The organism is Streptomyces sp. NPDC002742, from assembly GCF_042888885.1.
In the GTDB taxonomy this organism is placed as follows: domain Bacteria; phylum Actinomycetota; class Actinomycetes; order Streptomycetales; family Streptomycetaceae; genus Streptomyces.
Genome location: NZ_JBIAQF010000034.1, coordinates 37,127 through 54,131 on the forward strand (window position 1 = coordinate 37,127; position 17,005 = coordinate 54,131).

13 protein-coding genes are annotated in these 17,005 nt (G+C 71.0%); 5 read left to right on the forward strand and 8 right to left on the reverse strand.

Features of this window, described 5'->3' with window-relative positions:
• Positions 1–125: 125 nt before the first annotated feature.
• The 3 genes from ACFYW8_RS38845 to ACFYW8_RS38855 all read left to right on the forward strand — a co-directional run bounded on the left by ACFYW8_RS38845 (position 126) and on the right by ACFYW8_RS38855 (position 3,559).
• A complete protein-coding gene (locus tag ACFYW8_RS38845; protein ID WP_389090067.1) occupies positions 126–1,475 on the forward strand; it encodes a sensor histidine kinase in 1,350 nt (449 codons plus the stop codon).
• A complete protein-coding gene (locus ACFYW8_RS38850; protein WP_261706724.1) occupies positions 1,472–2,155 on the forward strand; it encodes a response regulator transcription factor in 684 nt (227 codons plus the stop codon). The genes ACFYW8_RS38845 and ACFYW8_RS38850 overlap by 4 nt, the downstream gene beginning before the upstream one ends.
• A 180-nt stretch (positions 2,156–2,335) precedes the next feature.
• Positions 2,336–3,559, forward strand: coding sequence for a cytochrome P450 (locus tag ACFYW8_RS38855; protein WP_389090072.1), 1,224 nt, complete (start codon positions 2,336–2,338; stop codon positions 3,557–3,559).
• Positions 3,560–3,845: 286 nt separating this feature from the next.
• Here the strand turns inward: ACFYW8_RS38855 and ACFYW8_RS38860 are convergent, their stop codons facing one another.
• Together ACFYW8_RS38860 and ACFYW8_RS38865 are read right to left on the reverse strand one after the other, a co-directional pair.
• On the reverse strand, positions 3,846–5,459 hold the full coding sequence (locus ACFYW8_RS38860) for an ABC transporter permease (RefSeq protein ID WP_389090075.1): 1,614 nt from the start codon (positions 5,457–5,459) through the stop codon (positions 3,846–3,848).
• On the reverse strand, positions 5,456–6,463 hold the full coding sequence (locus tag ACFYW8_RS38865) for an ATP-binding cassette domain-containing protein (protein ID WP_389090078.1): 1,008 nt from the start codon (positions 6,461–6,463) through the stop codon (positions 5,456–5,458). The genes ACFYW8_RS38860 and ACFYW8_RS38865 overlap by 4 nt, the downstream gene beginning before the upstream one ends.
• A gap of 103 nt (positions 6,464–6,566) precedes the next feature.
• Here ACFYW8_RS38865 and ACFYW8_RS38870 point away from each other — a divergent pair, with 103 nt between their 5' ends.
• Entirely contained in the window at positions 6,567–7,064 is a 498-nt protein-coding gene (locus ACFYW8_RS38870; RefSeq protein WP_389090081.1) for a GbsR/MarR family transcriptional regulator, read from the forward strand.
• Positions 7,065–7,108: 44 nt separating this feature from the next.
• On the opposite strand, the gene ACFYW8_RS38875 is transcribed toward ACFYW8_RS38870, so the two are convergent.
• Positions 7,109–7,963, reverse strand: a complete 855-nt coding sequence (locus ACFYW8_RS38875) for a diacylglycerol kinase family protein (RefSeq protein WP_389090084.1) — start codon at positions 7,961–7,963, stop codon at positions 7,109–7,111.
• 200 nt (positions 7,964–8,163) lie between these two features.
• Here ACFYW8_RS38875 and ACFYW8_RS38880 point away from each other — a divergent pair, with 200 nt between their 5' ends.
• On the forward strand, positions 8,164–9,447 hold the full coding sequence (locus ACFYW8_RS38880) for an adenylosuccinate synthase (protein WP_389090087.1): 1,284 nt from the start codon (positions 8,164–8,166) through the stop codon (positions 9,445–9,447).
• A 229-nt stretch (positions 9,448–9,676) separates the two neighbouring features.
• Here ACFYW8_RS38880 and ACFYW8_RS38885 read toward each other — a convergent pair whose 3' ends face one another.
• From ACFYW8_RS38885 to ACFYW8_RS38905, 5 genes are all read right to left on the reverse strand, one after another.
• On the reverse strand, positions 9,677–11,380 hold the full coding sequence (locus ACFYW8_RS38885) for an RICIN domain-containing protein (RefSeq protein ID WP_389090090.1): 1,704 nt from the start codon (positions 11,378–11,380) through the stop codon (positions 9,677–9,679).
• 213 nt (positions 11,381–11,593) lie between these two features.
• A complete protein-coding gene (locus ACFYW8_RS38890; protein ID WP_389090094.1) occupies positions 11,594–12,415 on the reverse strand; it encodes a carbohydrate ABC transporter permease in 822 nt (273 codons plus the stop codon).
• Positions 12,412–13,302: a carbohydrate ABC transporter permease gene (locus tag ACFYW8_RS38895; RefSeq protein ID WP_389090097.1), complete on the reverse strand. Its 891-nt coding sequence runs from the start codon at positions 13,300–13,302 to the stop codon at positions 12,412–12,414. The genes ACFYW8_RS38890 and ACFYW8_RS38895 overlap by 4 nt, the downstream gene beginning before the upstream one ends.
• A 299-nt stretch (positions 13,303–13,601) precedes the next feature.
• Positions 13,602–14,843: an extracellular solute-binding protein gene (locus ACFYW8_RS38900; protein WP_389090101.1), complete on the reverse strand. Its 1,242-nt coding sequence runs from the start codon at positions 14,841–14,843 to the stop codon at positions 13,602–13,604.
• Between the two features lie 75 nt (positions 14,844–14,918).
• Entirely contained in the window at positions 14,919–16,859 is a 1,941-nt protein-coding gene (locus tag ACFYW8_RS38905) for a glycoside hydrolase family 127 protein (protein ID WP_389090104.1), read from the reverse strand.
• Positions 16,860–17,005 lie beyond the last annotated feature (146 nt).

A 17,005-nucleotide genomic window follows, 5' to 3' on the forward strand; every position in this document is an offset into this window, starting at 1 on the left:
CTGCACCCACCCCGGGAGTCCCCGGGGCTTCACCCCGGCCCTACCCGTAGTACCTGAGACGGACCCGCAAGGACCCTCCTCGCAGGTGACGACCACACACCCCGCCCGGCCCTACCGTTTTGAACGTGACCGAGACGACCCAGACGCAGACGACACCCCCGCCCCCCGGTGGTGCGGGGGCCAAGCCCCGAAGCCCGGAGCACCGCATCGCCGCGGACGCCGTGCGCGGCCTGCGGCAGGACATGTTCCACGACGCCTTCGCCTACCGCCCGCTCCCTCCCAGGCGCACGGACGGCTTTCTCACCCGCCGCCTCCCCGGAGCCCTGCGTGCAAAGGCGGCCTGGATCCCACACGGGACGGTGGTGGCGGCCGGGCTGCTGGCGATGGCCGCGGGCTACACAGCCGTCGGCGGCCCGTTCGCCCCCCTGCTGTGCGGGCTCCTCGCTCTGATCCCGGTCCTGGCGACCCTCGTCCGCCCGGTCGGCGCCTTCTGGCTCTCGATGGCGGCGACCCCGGTCGTCGCCATGTTCGGCAGCAGCTGGGGCGACTGGCCGTGGGCGCCCGGCAGTTTCATGGCGCACATCACCGTGATGACGGTCGTGGCGCTGCGGTCACGCCCCCGCGTCGCGGCCTGGATGTGGCTGCTGACCGCCGGTTACGGCCTGCTCGCGGACACGCTCTTCGGCGGGGGCTATTACAGCGTCAACACGTCCCCGATGCTCTTCCTCTCCGCGCTGGTCCTCCTGGTCGTCACGGTCCTGAACATACGCAGGGAGGCCGAGCAGGAGGTGACGGCCCACCAGTCGGAGACGGCGCAGGAGCGTTCCAGGCGCACCCTCCTGGAAGAGCGCACGACGATCGCCCGCGAGCTGCACGATGTGGTGGCGCACCATATGTCGGTGGTCGCCATCCAGGCGGAGGCGGCGCCCTACCGGGTGGAGAATCCGCCCCCGGAGCTGGAGCAGGCCTTCGTCACGATCCGGGAGAACGCGGTGGCGGCGCTGACCGAGCTGCGCCGGGTGCTGGGCGTGGTCAGGGCCGAGGACTACGAGGCCCCGGACGCGCCGCAGCCCACTCTCGCCGATCTGGACGTGCTTCTCGCCAATGTGCGGGACGCGGGTCTGACCGTGGAGAAGGCGGTCACCGGCGCGGTGCGCGAGCTTCCGCAGGGCGTCGAGCTGTCGGCGTACCGGATAGTCCAGGAGGCTCTCAGCAACACCCTGCGGCATGCGCCGGGAGCGTCGGCCCGCGTCGAGATCGGTTATGTCCTCGGTGGGCTCGGCCTGCGCATAGTCAACGGTCCCGCGCCGGTGACGACCCTGGAGAAGTCCACGCACGGCGCGGGGCACGGCATCACGGGCATGCGCGAGCGGGTCACGATGCTGGACGGTGAGATGACGACGGGCGTCATGGACGACGGAGGGTATGAGGTGGCGGTGTTCCTGCCGGTGCCGTCGGGGGAGGAGACCGGATGACGGGCGGCACGGGCCGCGCGATCCGCGTACTGATCGCCGACGACCAGATGATGGTCCGCGAGGGCTTCTCCGTGCTGCTCGGCGCGATGCCGGACATCGAGGTGGTCGGTGAGGCGGTCAACGGCCGGGAGGCGGTCGACCGGGTCCGCGAGCTGCAACCGGACGTCGTGCTGATGGACATCCGCATGCCGGAGATGAACGGGATCGACGCGACCCGGGAGATCGTCGCCGCGGACGGTGCCGCGAAGGTGCTGGTGCTGACGACGTTCGATCTCGACGAGTACGTGTATCAGGCGCTGCGGGCAGGGGCGTCCGGGTTCCTGCTCAAGGATGCCTCGGCCCGCCAGCTCGCCGACGGGGTGAGGGTGGTGTCGGCCGGGGAGGCGCTGCTCGCCCCCTCGGTCACCAGGCGGCTGATCACGGAGTTCTCCAAGCTCGCGGACGCGCCCCGGCTGTCGGCGACGGCGCACGCGGCGTACGGGGATCTGACCGATCGGGAGACGGAGGTGCTGGTGCTGATCGCGCAGGGGCTGTCGAACGCGGAGATCGCCGCGCGGCTCGTCGTCGCGGAGTCGACGATCAAGACCCATGTGAGCCGCATCCTGGTGAAGCTGGGCCTGCGGGACCGGACGCAGGCGGCTGTGTTCGCGTACGAGGCCCGCCTGGTCACCCCGAGATGACCGTGGCACGGCCGGTCGCGCCCCGGTGACCGTGGCACGGCGGGCGCACGGGGCGACGGGCAGGAGCCGGATCCGCCGGGTGACCGGGAGGGGAGGCGGCGGGTGACCGGGAGGGGAGGCGGCGGCCCGCTGTCAGGACGGCCCTGTTCAGCGGGGGGCAGGTCGGGCTAGCGTCCTTTCATGGCAGCTTTGGAGAGTTCGCGGGCCACCTTCGACCCGTGGGATCCGGCGTTCGTGGCGGACCCGTACCCGGCGTACGAGGAACTGCGCGCGCGGGGCCGGGTGCACTACTACGAGCCGACGAACCAGTGGCTGGTGCCGCACCACGCGGATGTGTCGGCGCTGCTGCGGGACCGCCGGCTGGGCCGGACGTATCAGCACCGGTTCACGCACGAGGACTTCGGGCGGACGGCGCCGCCGCCGGAGCACGAACCGTTCCATGTGCTCAACGATCACGGGATGCTCGATCTGGAGCCCCCGGACCACACGCGGATCCGGCGGCTGGTGTCGAAGGCGTTCACGCCCCGCACGGTCGAGCGGCTGAAGCCGTATGTGGAGGGGCTGGCGGGTGAGCTGGTCGGCCGGCTGGTGGAGGCGGGCGGCGGGGATCTGCTGACCGATGTGGCGGAGCCGCTGCCGGTGTCGGTGATCGCGGAGATGCTGGGTGTCCCGGAGTCCGAACGGGCGCCGTTGCGGCCCTGGTCGGCGGACATCTGCGGGATGTACGAGCTGAATCCGTCCGAGGAGGTGGCGCGGAAGGCGGTGCGGGCGTCGGTGGAGTTCACCGAGTACCTCCGGGGGCTGATCGAGGCCCGCCGCAAGGAGCCGGCGGACGATCTGATCTCGGGGCTCATCACGGCGCACGACGAGGGAGACCGGCTCACCGAGCAGGAGATGATCTCCACCTGTGTGCTGCTGCTGAACGCGGGGCACGAGGCGACGGTCAACTCGACGGTGACCGGCTGGTGGACCCTGTTCCGGCACCCCGGGCAGCTGGCGGCGCTGCGGGCGGACCACACCCTGATCCCCACGGCGGTGGAGGAGCTGATGCGCTACGACACCCCGCTCCAGCTGTTCGAGCGCTGGGTGCTGGACGACATCGAGATCGACGGGACGACGGTCCCCCGGGGTGCGGAGATCGCGATGCTCTTCGGTTCGGCGAACCGTGACGCCGAGGTGTTCGCGGCCCCGGAGACGCTGGACCTGTCCCGGGCGGAGAACCCGCACATCTCCTTCAGCGCGGGTATCCACTACTGCATCGGCGCTCCGCTGGCCCGGCTCGAACTGGCGGCGTCCATGAGCGCGCTCCTGACCAGGGCCCCGGCTCTCCGGCTCACCGAGGAGCCGGTCCGCAGTCCGAACTTCGTGATCCGCGGACTGGAGGGTCTGTCGGTCGAGGTCTGACCACCTGGGCCCCCGCCGACAGACATCGCCTCCGCCTCCGAGCGGCATCGCCTCCGCCTCCGAGCGGCATCGCCTCCGCCGCCGACCGGCATCGGCAGGCCCTTCCCGGTGGCGCGGCCTCTTTCTGTCGCCGGGCCGCGCCTTTTCGCACCGCCGTACTCGCGACCGGTCGTGCCGTCGGCCTGCTTCCGCCGTTGGACCGGTCCCGCCTGTCACCCCGTCAGCCCACCCCGTCAGCCCACCTCGCCCGCACACCGTCAGGCCGACTCGCCGCCCGGATCGCCGCTCAGGTCGTCAGGTCGCGGCGGCGCAGGGACGTCAGTCCCGCTGCCGTGAGGGCCGCCGCGATCCCGGTGAGGACGAGGACCGGTGTCCAGGCCATGGTGCCGCCCGGCAGCTTCGGGAGGTGGCCGAAGGGGGAGAGGTCCATGACGGTCTGGGGGATGTTCAGGGCGGGGCCGATCCAGCCCAGGAGGAGGGAGAGGCCCGCCACGGCCCAGGCGCCGGGGGCAAGCCGGGGCGAGAGGCCGTGGAGCAGGACGGCGACGCCGCCCAGGGTCCAGATCGCGGGGACCTGGACCAGACAGGCGCCGAGGACGGCGCCGAGTTCGAAGCCGTAGCCGAGACCGAGGCCGAGTCCGCCGAGCAGCATGATGAGGACCGCGCCGCCGAAGGCGAGGACGAGGTGCCCGCCCGCCCAGCGCAGTCGGCCGACGGCGGCGGCGAGCAGGGGTTCGGCGCGCTGTGAGGTCTCCTCGCCGTGCAGCCGGAGCACGGAGGAGACGATGTAGAGGGCGGCGACCATGCCCAGCATGTTCACCATGGCGGCGAGGAACGCGTCGGTGATCCCGGCCTGCCCGCCCATCCGCTCGATGATCTCGCGGGTCTTGGCGTTGCCGCCGACCAGGTCCGCGGCCCCCTTCGTGATGCCGCCGAACGCGGCGCCCGCGGCGAGGAAACCGAGGCTCCAGCCGAGCACCGCGCCGCGTTGCAGCCGCCAGGCCAGCGCTCCGGCGGTGCCGAGGCGGCCGGTCGCGGGTCCCGGCCGGGTGGGCAGGAAACTCATGCCGACATCGCGCCGCCCGGCGAGTGCGTAGGCGGCGCCACCCTGTACGGCGATGGCCGCGACGAAGATCGGCAGGACCCACCAGCGTTCGTCCGCGAAGGCGCGGAGGTTCTCCAGCCAGCCCACCGGGGAGATCCAGGTCAGCGGCGACGAGCCGTCGTCGGTGGCCGAGTCGCCCGCAGCCCTGAGGACGAAGGCGGCGCCGATCAGCCCGCCCGTCAGTCCCTTGGCGAGCCGCGCGCTCTCCGTCAGCTGGGCGACGATCGCGGCCATGGTCGCGAAGACCATCCCGGTCGCGCCGATGGCGAGTCCCAGCGCCAGGGCCCCGGAGCCACCCTGTCCGGCGAGGCCGCCCGTGATGAGCAGGGCGAGGAGGCCGTTGGCGACGAGCGCCGCGAGCAGGGCCGCGGTCAGCGGAGCCCGCCGTCCGACCATCGCGGCGGAGACGAGTTCCTGCCGTCCGCTCTCCTCCTCGTCACGAGTGTGCCGTACGACGATGACCAGGCTCATGATGGCGGCGAGGACTCCCGCGTAGCCGCCGATGCGCCAGGCGGTGAGTCCGCCGAGCGAGTCGCTGAACACCGGCCCGTAGGTGGCGCGCAGGGAGCTGTTGGTGAGCATCTGCTGTGCCAGGGTGGCCCGTTCGGCCGGGGTGCTGTAGACGGTCTTCAGCGAGGCCGGCAGGGAGAGCACCATCAGACCGGTCACGCCGATCCACAGCGGCATCATCACGCGGTCGCGGCGCAGCGCGAACCTCAGGAGCGTTCCGGTGCCGGCCAGCGGGCGGGAGCCGCCGACGCGTACGGCGAAGGCGCCGGCGGTCGTGGCGGTCATCGGGCCATCGCCTCTTCGGAACCGTCCGCCGGGACGTCCCCCTGGTAGTGCCGCAGGAAGAGCTCCTCCAGGGTCGGCGGGGTCGAGGTCAGCGACCGTACGCCGGAGTCGGTCAGCGACCGCAGGACGGCGTTCAGTTTGTCGGTGTCGACGTGCAGCCGGACCCGGCACCGGACTCCGTCCGGCCGGACCCCGGCGGCCTGGTCGTCGAGGTCCTGGACGACGAGGTCGTGGACCCCGGGCAGGGACGCCAGCCCGTTCGGCGGGCCGGTGAGTTCGGCGGTGACGCTGGTGCGGGTGAGATGGCGCAGGTCGGCGAGGGAGCCGCTCTCGACGGTCTGGCCCTTGCGGATGATGCTGACGCGGTCGCAGAGTTCCTCGACCTCGCTCAGGATGTGCGAGGACAGCAGGATGGTGCGGCCCCGGTCGCGTTCCTCCCGGACGCACCGCTGGAAGACCTCTTCCATCAGCGGGTCGAGGCCCGAGGTCGGCTCGTCCAGGATGAGCACGTCGACGTCCGAGGCGAAGGCGGCGACGAGGGCGACCTTCTGGCGGTTGCCCTTCGAGTAGGTGCGCCCCTTCTTGGTGGGGTCGAGTTCGAAGCGCTCGATCAGGTCGGCGCGCCGCGCCGGGTCGAGACCGCCGGTCCGTTTGCCGTCCTGCCCGCCGCGCCGGGCGCGGCCCCCGTTGTGCAGCCGCCCGTAGAGGTCGATGACCTCGCCGCCGGAGAGGTTGCGCCACAGGGTCACGTCGCCGGGGACGTAGGCGACCCGGCGGTGCAGTTCCACCGCGTCGGCCCAGGGGTCCATGCCCAGCATCTGTGCCGCGCCCGAGTCGGCGCGCAGCAGGCCCAGCAGGACCCGGATGGTGGTGGACTTCCCGGAGCCGTTGGGGCCGAGGAAGCCGTGCACCTCACCGGCCTCGACCTCCAGGTCGAGGCCGTCCAGCGCGTGCGTCCTGCCGAACGACTTGTGCAGTCCGGCGACGCTGATTGCCTTCGTCATGGCCCAGAACGTACGCTTCTTTCAGAAATTTGTGAAGTTAAGGAAGCGTGTAAATATTGGATACACTCGGCGGCGGTGCGTGAGCAGGGGAGATGATCGACAGATGGCCGAACCGACCGCGGCGGAACGGGATCCGGAGGCGGTCTCGAAGTTCGTCGAGGGCTTCGCGGCACAGCTGGTCGAGGCCGGGATGCAGCGGATGCCCTCACGGGTCTTCGCGGCGCTGCTGGCCTCCGACGCCGGCGCCATGACCTCCGCCGAACTCGGCGAGCAGCTCCAGGTCAGCCCCGCCGCCGTCTCCGGGGCGGTGCGCTATCTCGCGCAGCAGCACTTGGTCTCGCGCGAGCGGGAACCCGGTTCGCGGCGCGAGCGGTACCGCGTGCACAGCAACCAGTGGTACGAGGCGCTGACCAACCGTGACGCGGTGCTCAAGCGCTGGGAGCTGGCCCTGCGCGTCGGCGTCGACTCCCTCGGTTCCGCGACTCCCGCCGGGCGGAGGCTCTCCGAGACCCTCGCGTTCTTCGAGTTCATCGACGGCGAGATCGCCGCGATGATGGAACGCTGGCGCGCCCACCGCGAGACGCTGTACGGCGACGGGTGACGACCGGGACCGGGCGGCACCCCGGTCCCGCTCCGTCGGAGCGGTCAGTGGGTGGCCGGCAGGGTCAGGCCCCAGGCCGATTCCCGTACCGTCCAGGTCCGGGTCCGGACCGGGCCGCTCACCACGGAGTCCGCGCGGTAGCGGAAGTCGGCGCCGGAGACGGTGACCTTGTGGCCCAGCAGCCGCAGGGGCGGGGACCCGGCCCCCACGGACACCGCGCGGACCTCGATCTCGGCTCCGGTTCCCGATCCGCCCGGTGTCACGGACACGGCTTCCACGGGCTGGTCCAGATCCACCACGCACACCCCGTCGACCTCGATCCGCAGCCGGGAGGGCCCGAGTCCGGCTGTGGCGGCGAGCCGGGAGGGACGGGTGGCGAAGGTCCGTACGAGGGACTGGCAGGTGCGGAGCCAGGGGTGCGGTCCGGCCTCTCCGGGTGCTCCCGCGTGCACCGGAGCGGGCGGCCGGGAGGGCAGCGAGGGGATGCGCAGCGCGCCGAGCACCACGCCGTCACTGTCGTCCACGAGCAGGTCGAGCCGTCGCTCGGCCCCGTCGAGGACCGCCCTGGCCGCCGCCACGGCGCCCATCGGCACCCCGAGCGAACGGGACAGCGACAGCACACCGCCCACGGGTACGAAGGACAGCCCGCACGCGGCGAGTTCCCGCCGCCGGTGCAGCAGGGACACCGCCCGCAGCAGGGCACCGTCGTCACCGATGACGACGGGTCGGCGCGCACCCCGGCGGATCAGTGCCCGAGCGAATTCCTCGGGCCCCTCCGGAAGGCACACTTTCGTCGCCGCACCCGCGCTGAGCACGTCTTTCGCGATCCGGACGGACTCGCCGTCCGTCCGTCGGGCGACCGGGTCGATGACCACCAGGAGCTGGTCGGAAGCCGCCACCTCGGTCCTGCCTCGCTTCCTCGGGTAGCATCTTTGTGCAAGAGCCCCTTGCGCCTTTGCGCCAGGGGCTTCGTCTATTCCGGGGCATCCGGTCCGACGGTCGCGGCCAATGGTGGTCGCCGGCGTACGCAGCCGTAGCCAGAACCAGCCGCGTACGTCCCCGACCTTGGACATGCCCCGCCCGGAAGGGGTGTACGCCTGTGCCCGCACTTGTGCTGCTCGGTGCTCAGTGGGGTGACGAAGGCAAGGGAAAGGCCACCGACCTGCTCGGTGGATCCGTGGACTATGTGGTGCGCTACCAGGGCGGCAACAACGCCGGCCATACGGTAGTCGTGGGCGACCAGAAATACGCTCTCCACCTCCTCCCTTCCGGAATCCTCACGCCGGAGTGCACTCCGGTGATCGGCAACGGAGTCGTCGTCGACCCGTCCGTCCTGTTCTCCGAGCTGAACGGACTGAACGAGCGCGGCGTCGACACCTCCAAGCTGCTGATCAGCGGAAACGCTCATATCATCACGCCTTACAACGTCACTGTCGACAAGGTGACGGAACGCTTCCTCGGAAAGCGGAAGATCGGCACCACCGGGCGCGGCATCGGTCCGACATACGCGGACAAGATCAACCGCGTGGGCATCCGCATCCAGGACCTCTACGACGAGTCGATCCTCACCCAGAAGGTCGAAGCGGCGCTGGAGGTCAAGAACCAGCTCCTCACCAAGCTCTACAACCGCCGCGCCATCGAGGCGGGCCAGGTCGTCGAGGAGCTGCTGAGCTACGCGGACCGGCTCAAGCCGTACGTCGCGGACACCGTCCTGGTCCTCAACCAGGCGCTGGAGCAGGACAAGGTCGTGCTCTTCGAGGGCGGCCAGGGCACGCTGCTGGACATCGACCACGGCACGTATCCGTTCGTGACGTCGTCCAACCCGACCGCGGGCGGCGCCTGCACGGGCGCCGGCGTCGGCCCGACCAAGATCAGCCGGGTCATCGGCATCCTCAAGGCGTACACGACCCGTGTCGGCTCGGGCCCGTTCCCGACCGAGCTCTTCGACGCGGACGGCGACGCGCTTCGGCGCATCGGCGGCGAGCGCGGCGTGACGACCGGCCGTGACCGGCGTTGCGGCTGGTTCGACGCGGTCATCGCCCGCTACGCGACCCGCGTGAACGGTCTGACCGACTTCTTCCTCACCAAGCTGGACGTCCTGACCGGCTGGGAGGAGATCCCGGTCTGCGTGGCGTACGAGATCGACGGCAAGCGCGTCGAGGAACTCCCGTACTCCCAGACCGACTTCCACCACGCGAAGCCGATCTACGAGAACCTCCCCGGCTGGTCGGAGGACATCACCAAGGCGAAGACCTTCGCGGACCTGCCGAAGAACGCGCAGGACTACGTGAAGGCGCTGGAGGAGATGTCGGGCGCGCCGATCTCCGCGATCGGCGTCGGACCGGGCCGCACCGAGACGATCGAGATCAACTCGTTCATCTAGCGCGGAGCGGTGTCCGGAGCGGGTGTCCGGATCAGGTTCCGAACCAGGAACCGGAGCGGTATCCGAACCAGGAACCGGAGCGGTATCCGGACCGGGAACCGGAGCGGTATCCGGACCGGGAACCGGAGCAGTTGCCGGATCAGGCTCCGAAGCCGTTTCCGGAAGAGTTGTTCCACGAGTGCGCCCCCGGCCGACATCCGGGGGCGTACCCGTACCCGTGGAGCCCGCCTCAGCGCGAGGTCAGTCTCCACAGGTGGTCGGCGGTGCCGTTGTCGTCCCACTGCAGGACCTGGGCGCCGGTGGAGGTGCTCATGCCGTTCACGCCGAGCAGCAGACCGCTGTTGTAGTTGGCGATCTTGTAGTAGCCGTCACCGGCCGGGATCAGCTGCCAGAGGTGGTCCGCGGTGCCGTTGTCCGCCCAGATCAGCGCGGTCCCGCCGGCCGCCGTGCTCGCGTTCGTGATGCCGAGCAGCAGGCCGCTCGCCTTGCCGGTGATCCGGTAGAGGCCGGATCCGGCGGCGGAGAGGGTCCACGACTGGCTGGTGCCGGTGGAGGACGTCGCCTGGACGACCGCGGTGCCCTGGGCCGTGCCCGCGCTCTGGGTGTCCAGGGCGAGGGCGCTGTTCTTGTTGGTGACCTGGTAGGTCCCGGCGAGCGAGGTGGAGCTGCCGCTGGGGGTGATGACCAGGTGGTAGCCGTCCGAGGCGTTCATGGCCACGGGGACGGTGACGGACCCGTTCGAGACCGTGTAGTCGGCCTCCGAGATCGTGTACGGGGCCGATACGGCCGTGGTGCGGCCCTTGGACGGGGTGTACTCCAGCTTGGCGTGCACCGTGCCGCCGAACGCGGACAGTGAGCCGAGGCCCTTCACCGTCACGGCCGTGGAACCGGTGCCGCCGCCGAAGACGACGCTGATCTGCCGGCCGTCCCCGGTACGGGACGCGGCTCCGTCGATGCCGGTCTGGGCCGGCGGCGTGGTGGGGACCATGCTGCCCGACATGTCGCCGTACCACTTGTACAGCCAGTACGAGCCGTTGGGCGATCCGCCGGTGTCGGTGAGGGTGTCGCCGAGGGTGCCGTAGTGGTTCCAGAAGGCGAGCTCGGCGTCATGGACGCCCGCCCGCTCGAACTTGGCGACATAACCGACGAGCGAACCCGGCACCCCCACCTCGGTGGGCGTCGCGTACTCCTCGATGGAGATCGGGCGTGCGCTGATGCCGAGACCGCTTTCCAGGGACCGGTACGCCGCGACGTGCGCCGCGATGTCCTGGGAGCCCTGGAGTTCGTGCCAGGCGATGATGTCGGGGACGGTCCCGGCTGCCTTGGCGGCCGTGAGGAACGTGCTCATCCAGCTCTGGTTCCACGCCGAGTGGCTGGGACCCTGGATCGGGGTGGTGGCGTCCTTGGCGCGTACCTCCTTGTAGGTGCGCGTCCAACCCGCCTCGAACGTACCGGCGTCGGTGGTGTCCCAGGTCCAGTCGGGTTCGTTCCACAGCTCGTAGGCACGGACGTTGGTGGCGGACGAGGACTTGACCGACGCGATCTGGGTGTCCACGGCGGACAGCCAGTTGCTCCAGCTCACCCACTTGTAGGGGAAGTTCGGGTACCAGTCGGGCATGCGGACGACGACTCCGGCGCCGGCCCGCGCGGCCTTGGACGCCACCTTCAGCGCGTCGCCCCCGGGCGCGGGTTCGCCGTTGGGGAGCTGTGAACCGCCCGGCGCCATCTGGACGAAGGTGTTCGGCTTGAGCGGGGTGACCAGGCCGTCGGCCGGGGTGCTCGCGTCGGCGAGGCCGTACAGGCTGCCGCTCGCCGCGTGGGTGACGGAGCGGAGGGTCTGGTCGGCGTTGACGACCAGGGTGGTGGCCGCGGTGGGGGCCGCCTGGGCGGGCGGTGCGGTGAAGAGGGCGGCGGCCAGGGCGACGGCCCCCAACGCGGCCGGCGCCCGGCCACGATGGGGCCTGACGGCGGCGCGGCGCACTCGGCTCGCGGGGTCCGTTCCGGCTGTGCGGCTCGTACCGTCTGCGCGGCTCGGACCGACGATGTGGCTCGTACTTCGTAAGCGGCGAATGGAGCTCGTGCGTCTTGTGCGGCTCGTGCGGCTCATGGAGGAGCCTCCTGGAGGTGGGGAGCGGGGAACGCCTGCTCAGTCCTTCACCGCGCCCGCGGTCACGCCCGCGGCCACGTAACGCTGTGCGAGGACGAGCAGGACGGTGGCGGGGATCGACGCGACGACGGCGGTGGCCATGATCGCGTTCCATTCCTGGTTGTTGTTGCCGATGTAGTGGTAGATGCCGAGGGTGATGGGGCGCATGTCGCCGCCGCCGTCGAGGGTGTTGGCGAAGACGAAGTCGGACCAGGCCCACAGGAAGCCGAAGAGCGAGACCGTGACGATCGCGTTGCGGCTCACCGGCAGGACGACGGAGCGGAAGATCCGCCAGGTGCCGGCGCCGTCGATGCGGGCCGCGGAGATGAGTTCGCCGGGGATGCCCGACATGAACGCGGCGAAGATCATGACGCCGAACGGCACGGCGATGGTGGAGTCCGCGATGATCAGGCCCCACCAGGAGTCGATCAGTCCGAGGTCGAGGAAGAAGCCGTAGAAGCCCATCGCCATGACGATGCCCGGGATCATCTGGGCGACCAGCAGCGCGAGGGAGAGCGGTCCCGCGCCGGGCGGGCGCAGCCTGGCGAGGGAGTAGCCCGCCGGGGCGGCGAGGACGAGGGTGAGGGCGACGGTCCCGAGGCCGATGAGCAGGCTGGTGCCGAGATAGGGCAACTGGTCGTTCAGGACGGCCCGGTAACCCTCGAAGGTGGGGTGCAGCGGGAACAGGTCGGGCGGGCTCTTGCGCATGTTCCGCTGCGGGGTGAGGGAAACGTTCAGCATCCAGTACACCGGGAAGAGCATGAGCGCGGTGAGGGCGACGCCGAGCACGGTGTGACGGCGCTTGCCCGTACGGGACTTCACGGCTCCTGCCTCCTCTGGACGCGGATGTGCAGCAGCCCGAAGGCGAGGGCGATGACGATGAGGATGTTGCCGACGGCGGCACCGGGGCCGAACTTGGGCAGCAGGGTGCCGAATCCGAGCTGGTACGACCAGGTCGCCAGGGTGGTCGAGGAGTCGCCGGGGCCGCCCTTCGTCATGATCCAGATCAGGTCGAAGACCTTGAGGGTGTAGACGAGGCCGAGCAGCAGCGTGATCGCCGAGACCGGGCGCAGCAGCGGGAACGTGACGCGGCGGAACTGCTGCCAGGTGTTCGCCCCGTCCAGGGCGGCGGCCTCGTGCAGCTCGGCGGGGATGTTCTGGAGGCCGCTGTACAGGATGACCAGGTTGAAGGGGATGCCGATCCAGATGTTGGCGATGACGACCGAGGTCAGCGCCCAGTGCGGTGAGGTGAGCCAGCCGACGGGGTCGACGCCGACCAGGTGCAGGGCGTAATTCACCACGCCCGACTCGCTGTTGAACATCCAGGACCAGGTCGACGCAGACACGATCAGTGGCAGCAGCCAGGGGATCAGGAACAGGGCCCGCAGGGTCGGGGCCAGCGGGAACCGGCGGTTGAAGAAGACGGCGAGGGCGAGTCCGGCGGCGTACTGGACGGCGATGGACGCGAAGGTGAAGAGCATCGTGTGCCGCATCGCCGGGGCGAAGGACGGGTCCTCCAGGACCGTGCGGAAGTTGTCCCATCCGGAGAAGGGGGCGTCGCCCGCGACGAAGGATCTGACGGTGTAGGCGCGCAGGCTCAGGTCGAGGTTCCGGTAGAGCGGGTAGGCGTAGAAGGCGGCGAGGTACGCGGCCAGCGGGGCGAGGAAGGCGAGCGCGGTCAGCCGGCTTCGGTGGTGGTGGGTGAGCATGCGGAGGCCTCTGCGGTTTGCCGGGTGCGGTGCGGTGCGGGTGGGGCCGGGTGCGGTCCGGTGGGTGGGTCGGGGCCGCGCCGGTACATCCGCCCGCGTCCGAACGGATCCCACCGGCGTCGCGAGGTGGACGCGGGTGCCGATCCGTCCGGCCTGCGGGCATTTGATGTACCGGCACGTCCCCTCCCGCGCGTACCCGGCTGCGGGTGCGTCGTGGTGGCCGATCAGCCCGGGAAGTTCAGCCCCTCCGGCGTTCGAGGAGCGGGGTCCGGGGCGGAGCCCCAGGGGTGATGGGGGACCTACCCCTTGGAGGCCGCGGTCTGGGCGTCGGACAGGGCCGCGGCGGGGCTCTTGGCACCGGAGAGGGCCGCCTGCACGGCGGTCCACATCGGCTGCGAGATGGTGGGGTACTTCGTGCCCAGACCCCCGCTGGTTCGGCCGCGCGCCGCGGCCACCGCGTCCACCCAGGGCTGGAGCTTCGGGTTCGCCTTGACCTGCTGGGCCTGGACCGCGGCGGTGGGCGCCACATAGGTCAGCGTCGTGTCGCTCGCCAGCAGGTTCTGGGCGCTGGTCAGGCAGGAGACGATCTTCTTGGTGGTGTCGTAGCGGCCGGTGTCCTTCTGCACGGGAACGGTGACGAACTCGCCACCGGTGGGGACCGGTGCCGAACCGCCGTTCTGCGCGGGGATGTTGACGATTCCGTACGGGAATCCGGCCTTCTCGGCGTTGGCGAGCTGCCAGGTGCCGTTCTCCCCGAAGGCGTAGTCCCCGGTGGCGAACTCCTGCCAGCTCGTGGTCTGGGTGTTGTTCAGCACGTCCTTGGGGGCGTAGCCCGCGTCGACCCACTGCTTCCACAGGGTGAGGGCCGCCGCGCCCTTGGCGGAGTCGAGCCGGGCGAGGTCGCCGCCGGCGCCCCAGAACCAGGGCAGGAACTGGAAGCTGCCCTCCTCGGTGTTGATCGCCGAGAAGGTGATGCCCTTCTTGCCCGCCGCCTTGGTCTTCTTGAGGGCCGCGGTGAGGGACGGCCAGTCCTTGATGGCGGCCGGGTCGACGTGCGCGGCGGAGAGGACCTTCTTGTTGTAGTAGAGGGCGAGGGTGTTGGCGCCGATGGGGACGCCGTAGGCCGCGCCGTCGATGGTGCCCGCGCCGATGATGTTCTTCTGGATCGGGGCCGTGTCGAGGCCGAGGTCGCTGGTCTTCGTGAGGATGCCCGCCTCCACGAGGGTGGAGACGACCGGGTTGTCGACCAGCATCACGTCGGGCGCGTTGCCCTGCTGGGCCGCGAGCAGGGCCTTGTTGCCCAGGTCCGTGGTGTCGTACGCGGTGCGCTTGACCTTGACCCCGGCCTCGGTGCCGCACGCGGTGACGCGCTTGCCCCAGTCGGAGGAGGCGTCGAACTGCGGGTACGGGTCCCAGAAGGTGTACGTCGAGGACGAGCCGGACGTGGAGGAGGAGCCGGAGCCGCCGCCGCACGCGGTGACGGTGGCGAGGGCACAGGCGGTGGCTATGGCTGCGGTCAGGGTGCGGCGGGTGCTTCTCACGGGGTGACCTCGTTGTCGGGAGAGGGACGTGCGGGACGTGCGGAGACGTGCAGAACGTGCGGCGACGTGCGGGATTCAGGACGTGGGCAGCCAGACGCGCATGGCGCCGTCCTCGCGGTTGGCCCAGGCGTAGTAGGGGATCGCGGTGAGTTCGACGGGGTCGCCGGCCGACGGGGCGTCGTGACCGGAGGCCGGACGGTAGGGCCACCAGGAGCCGTCGGAGGGGAGATCGCGGCGGTGTCCGGCGGCCAGCACGGTGGTGACGCCGCCGAGCAGGTCGGGGCGCTGTTTGACGGCCGGTGGGCGGGAGGTGTCGAGGACGATGTCGTCGAGGCCGCCGCCCGGGTGGTCCGCCTGCTCCAGGCAGTACACGAGCGGGCCGCGCTCGATCGCCGCGCAGCCTCGCACGGCGTCCACTCGCGGGTCGGCAGCGGTGAGCCGGGCGTCCAGGGCGAGTTCGAGGATCACCCGGTCGCCGGGGGCCCAGGTCCGCTCCAGGCGCAGCCAGCCGTCCTCGACGGGCGCGTCCGTGCCGTCGTAGGTCCGCTCGCCGTCGTGCACCCGGAACGCCTCGCACCACTGCGGGACGCGGAGCGACAGGGTCCAGGGGGTCCCGGGCGTCTCCTCGACGGTCAGGGCGATCGTGCCGTGCCACGGGTAGTCGGTCTCGGCGCGGACGGCGACGGGGGCGCCGGCCAGGTCCGCGCGGTACTCGCCGGTGACGTACTGGTGGATCTGCAGACCACCGGCGTCGGTGGACGCGAGGTAGTGCTCCAGGGAGGCCAGCAGCCGCATGACGTTGGGCGGGCAGCAGGCACAGCGGAACCAGCGGGTGCGGCGGGCCGACTGGTCGCCGCCGGGGTCGGTGTGGCCGTCGCGGACCTGGAGCGGGTTCACGTACAGCCAGCTCTCGCCGTCCAGGGAGACTCCGGCCAGGAAACCGTTGTACAGGGTCCGCTCGATCAGATCGGAGTAGTGGGCCCCGCCGGTGAGCAGGGCCATGCGCCAGCTCCACTGGACGGAGGCGATGGCGGCGCAGGTCTCGCAGTAGGCGCGCTCGTTGGGGAGTTCGTACGGGTCGCCGAAGTCCTCCTCGTCGTGGTGGGCGCCGAGCCCGCCGGTGAGGTGGGTCTTCGTCGCCACCATGGCCCGCCACAACCGCTCGGTGGCTGAGCGGAGTTCGGCGTCGGCGGTCTCGGACGCCAGGTCGGCCGCCGCGGCCAGCAGATACAACTGCCTTACGGCATGGCCCTCCACGGTGGCCGCCTCGCGCAGCGGGACCCGGTCCTGGCAGTAGGCCTCGCCGCCGAGCAGACCGTGGCCGTGCCGGTCGACGAAGTAGCCGGCCAGGTCGAGGTAGCGGCGTTCGCCGGTCTCCCGGTAGAGCTCGACCAGGGCCGTCTCGATCTCGGGGTGGCCGTCGATGCCGTCGAGGGGCTTCCCGCTGCCGGGGGCCCCGAAGACCGAGTCGACGTGGTCGGCGAAACGACGGGCCACGTCGAGGAGTTCGGGGCGCCCGGTGGTGCGGTGGTGGGCGACCGCCGCCTGGATGAGATGGCCCGCGCAGTACAGCTCGTGGCCCCAGCGCAGGTCCTGGTAGCGCTCGCCGTTCTTGCGGAGCTGGAACCAGGTGTTGAGATAGCCGTCGGGCTGCTGGGCGGCGGCGACCAGGGCGATGATCCGGTCCACCTCGGCGGCCAGGCCGCCGACGGGCTCCTCGGCCAGCCGCCAGGCGGCGGCCTCCAGCCACTTGTAGACGTCGGTGTCGAGGAACGGGTACGCGCCCTGGAACTCGCCCTCGGCCGCGCCCGCCGCCAGCCGCAGGTTGTGCAGGTTGCCCGCCGACTCCAGCAGATCCGGGCCCTGGGGGAGGGAGGTGCGCGCGTTGACCTCACGGCGGGTGTGCCAGAAACCGGCGCCGATCGTGACGGGCGCGGGGCGCAGCGCGCCGAGGGCACCGGAAGTGGGGTGGACGGGTCCCGTGCCGGGGAGGGCGGCGGAGCGTGTGCGGGGCATGGTTCTCCGGTTCTCGTCGGAACACGTTCGACGGGTCGTGCATCGTTCGGAAGCGGGTACGGCAGGGCGTTCGGGTCGGGTACGGGTACGGGTATGGCAGGGCGTACGAGTCGGGGCCGGGTGCGACGGCTGCTCGGGTCGGGTAC

What these genes read in the sequence shown, in the direction of transcription:
- ACFYW8_RS38865 (WP_389090078.1), bottom strand. Translation starts at nt 6,463, where the DNA reads ATGACGAAGGCAATCAGCGTCGCCGGACTGCACAAGTCGTTCGGCAGG.
- ACFYW8_RS38895 (WP_389090097.1), bottom strand. Translation starts at nt 13,302, where the DNA reads ATGCTCACCCACCACCACCGAAGCCGGCTGACCGCGCTCGCCTTCCTC.
- ACFYW8_RS38860 (WP_389090075.1), bottom strand. Translation starts at nt 5,459, where the DNA reads ATGACCGCCACGACCGCCGGCGCCTTCGCCGTACGCGTCGGCGGCTCC.
- ACFYW8_RS38905 (WP_389090104.1), bottom strand. Translation starts at nt 16,859, where the DNA reads ATGCCCCGCACACGCTCCGCCGCCCTCCCCGGCACGGGACCCGTCCAC.
- ACFYW8_RS38870 (WP_389090081.1), top strand. Translation starts at nt 6,567, where the DNA reads ATGGCCGAACCGACCGCGGCGGAACGGGATCCGGAGGCGGTCTCGAAG.
- ACFYW8_RS38855 (WP_389090072.1), top strand. Translation starts at nt 2,336, where the DNA reads ATGGCAGCTTTGGAGAGTTCGCGGGCCACCTTCGACCCGTGGGATCCG.
- ACFYW8_RS38850 (WP_261706724.1), top strand. Translation starts at nt 1,472, where the DNA reads ATGACGGGCGGCACGGGCCGCGCGATCCGCGTACTGATCGCCGACGAC.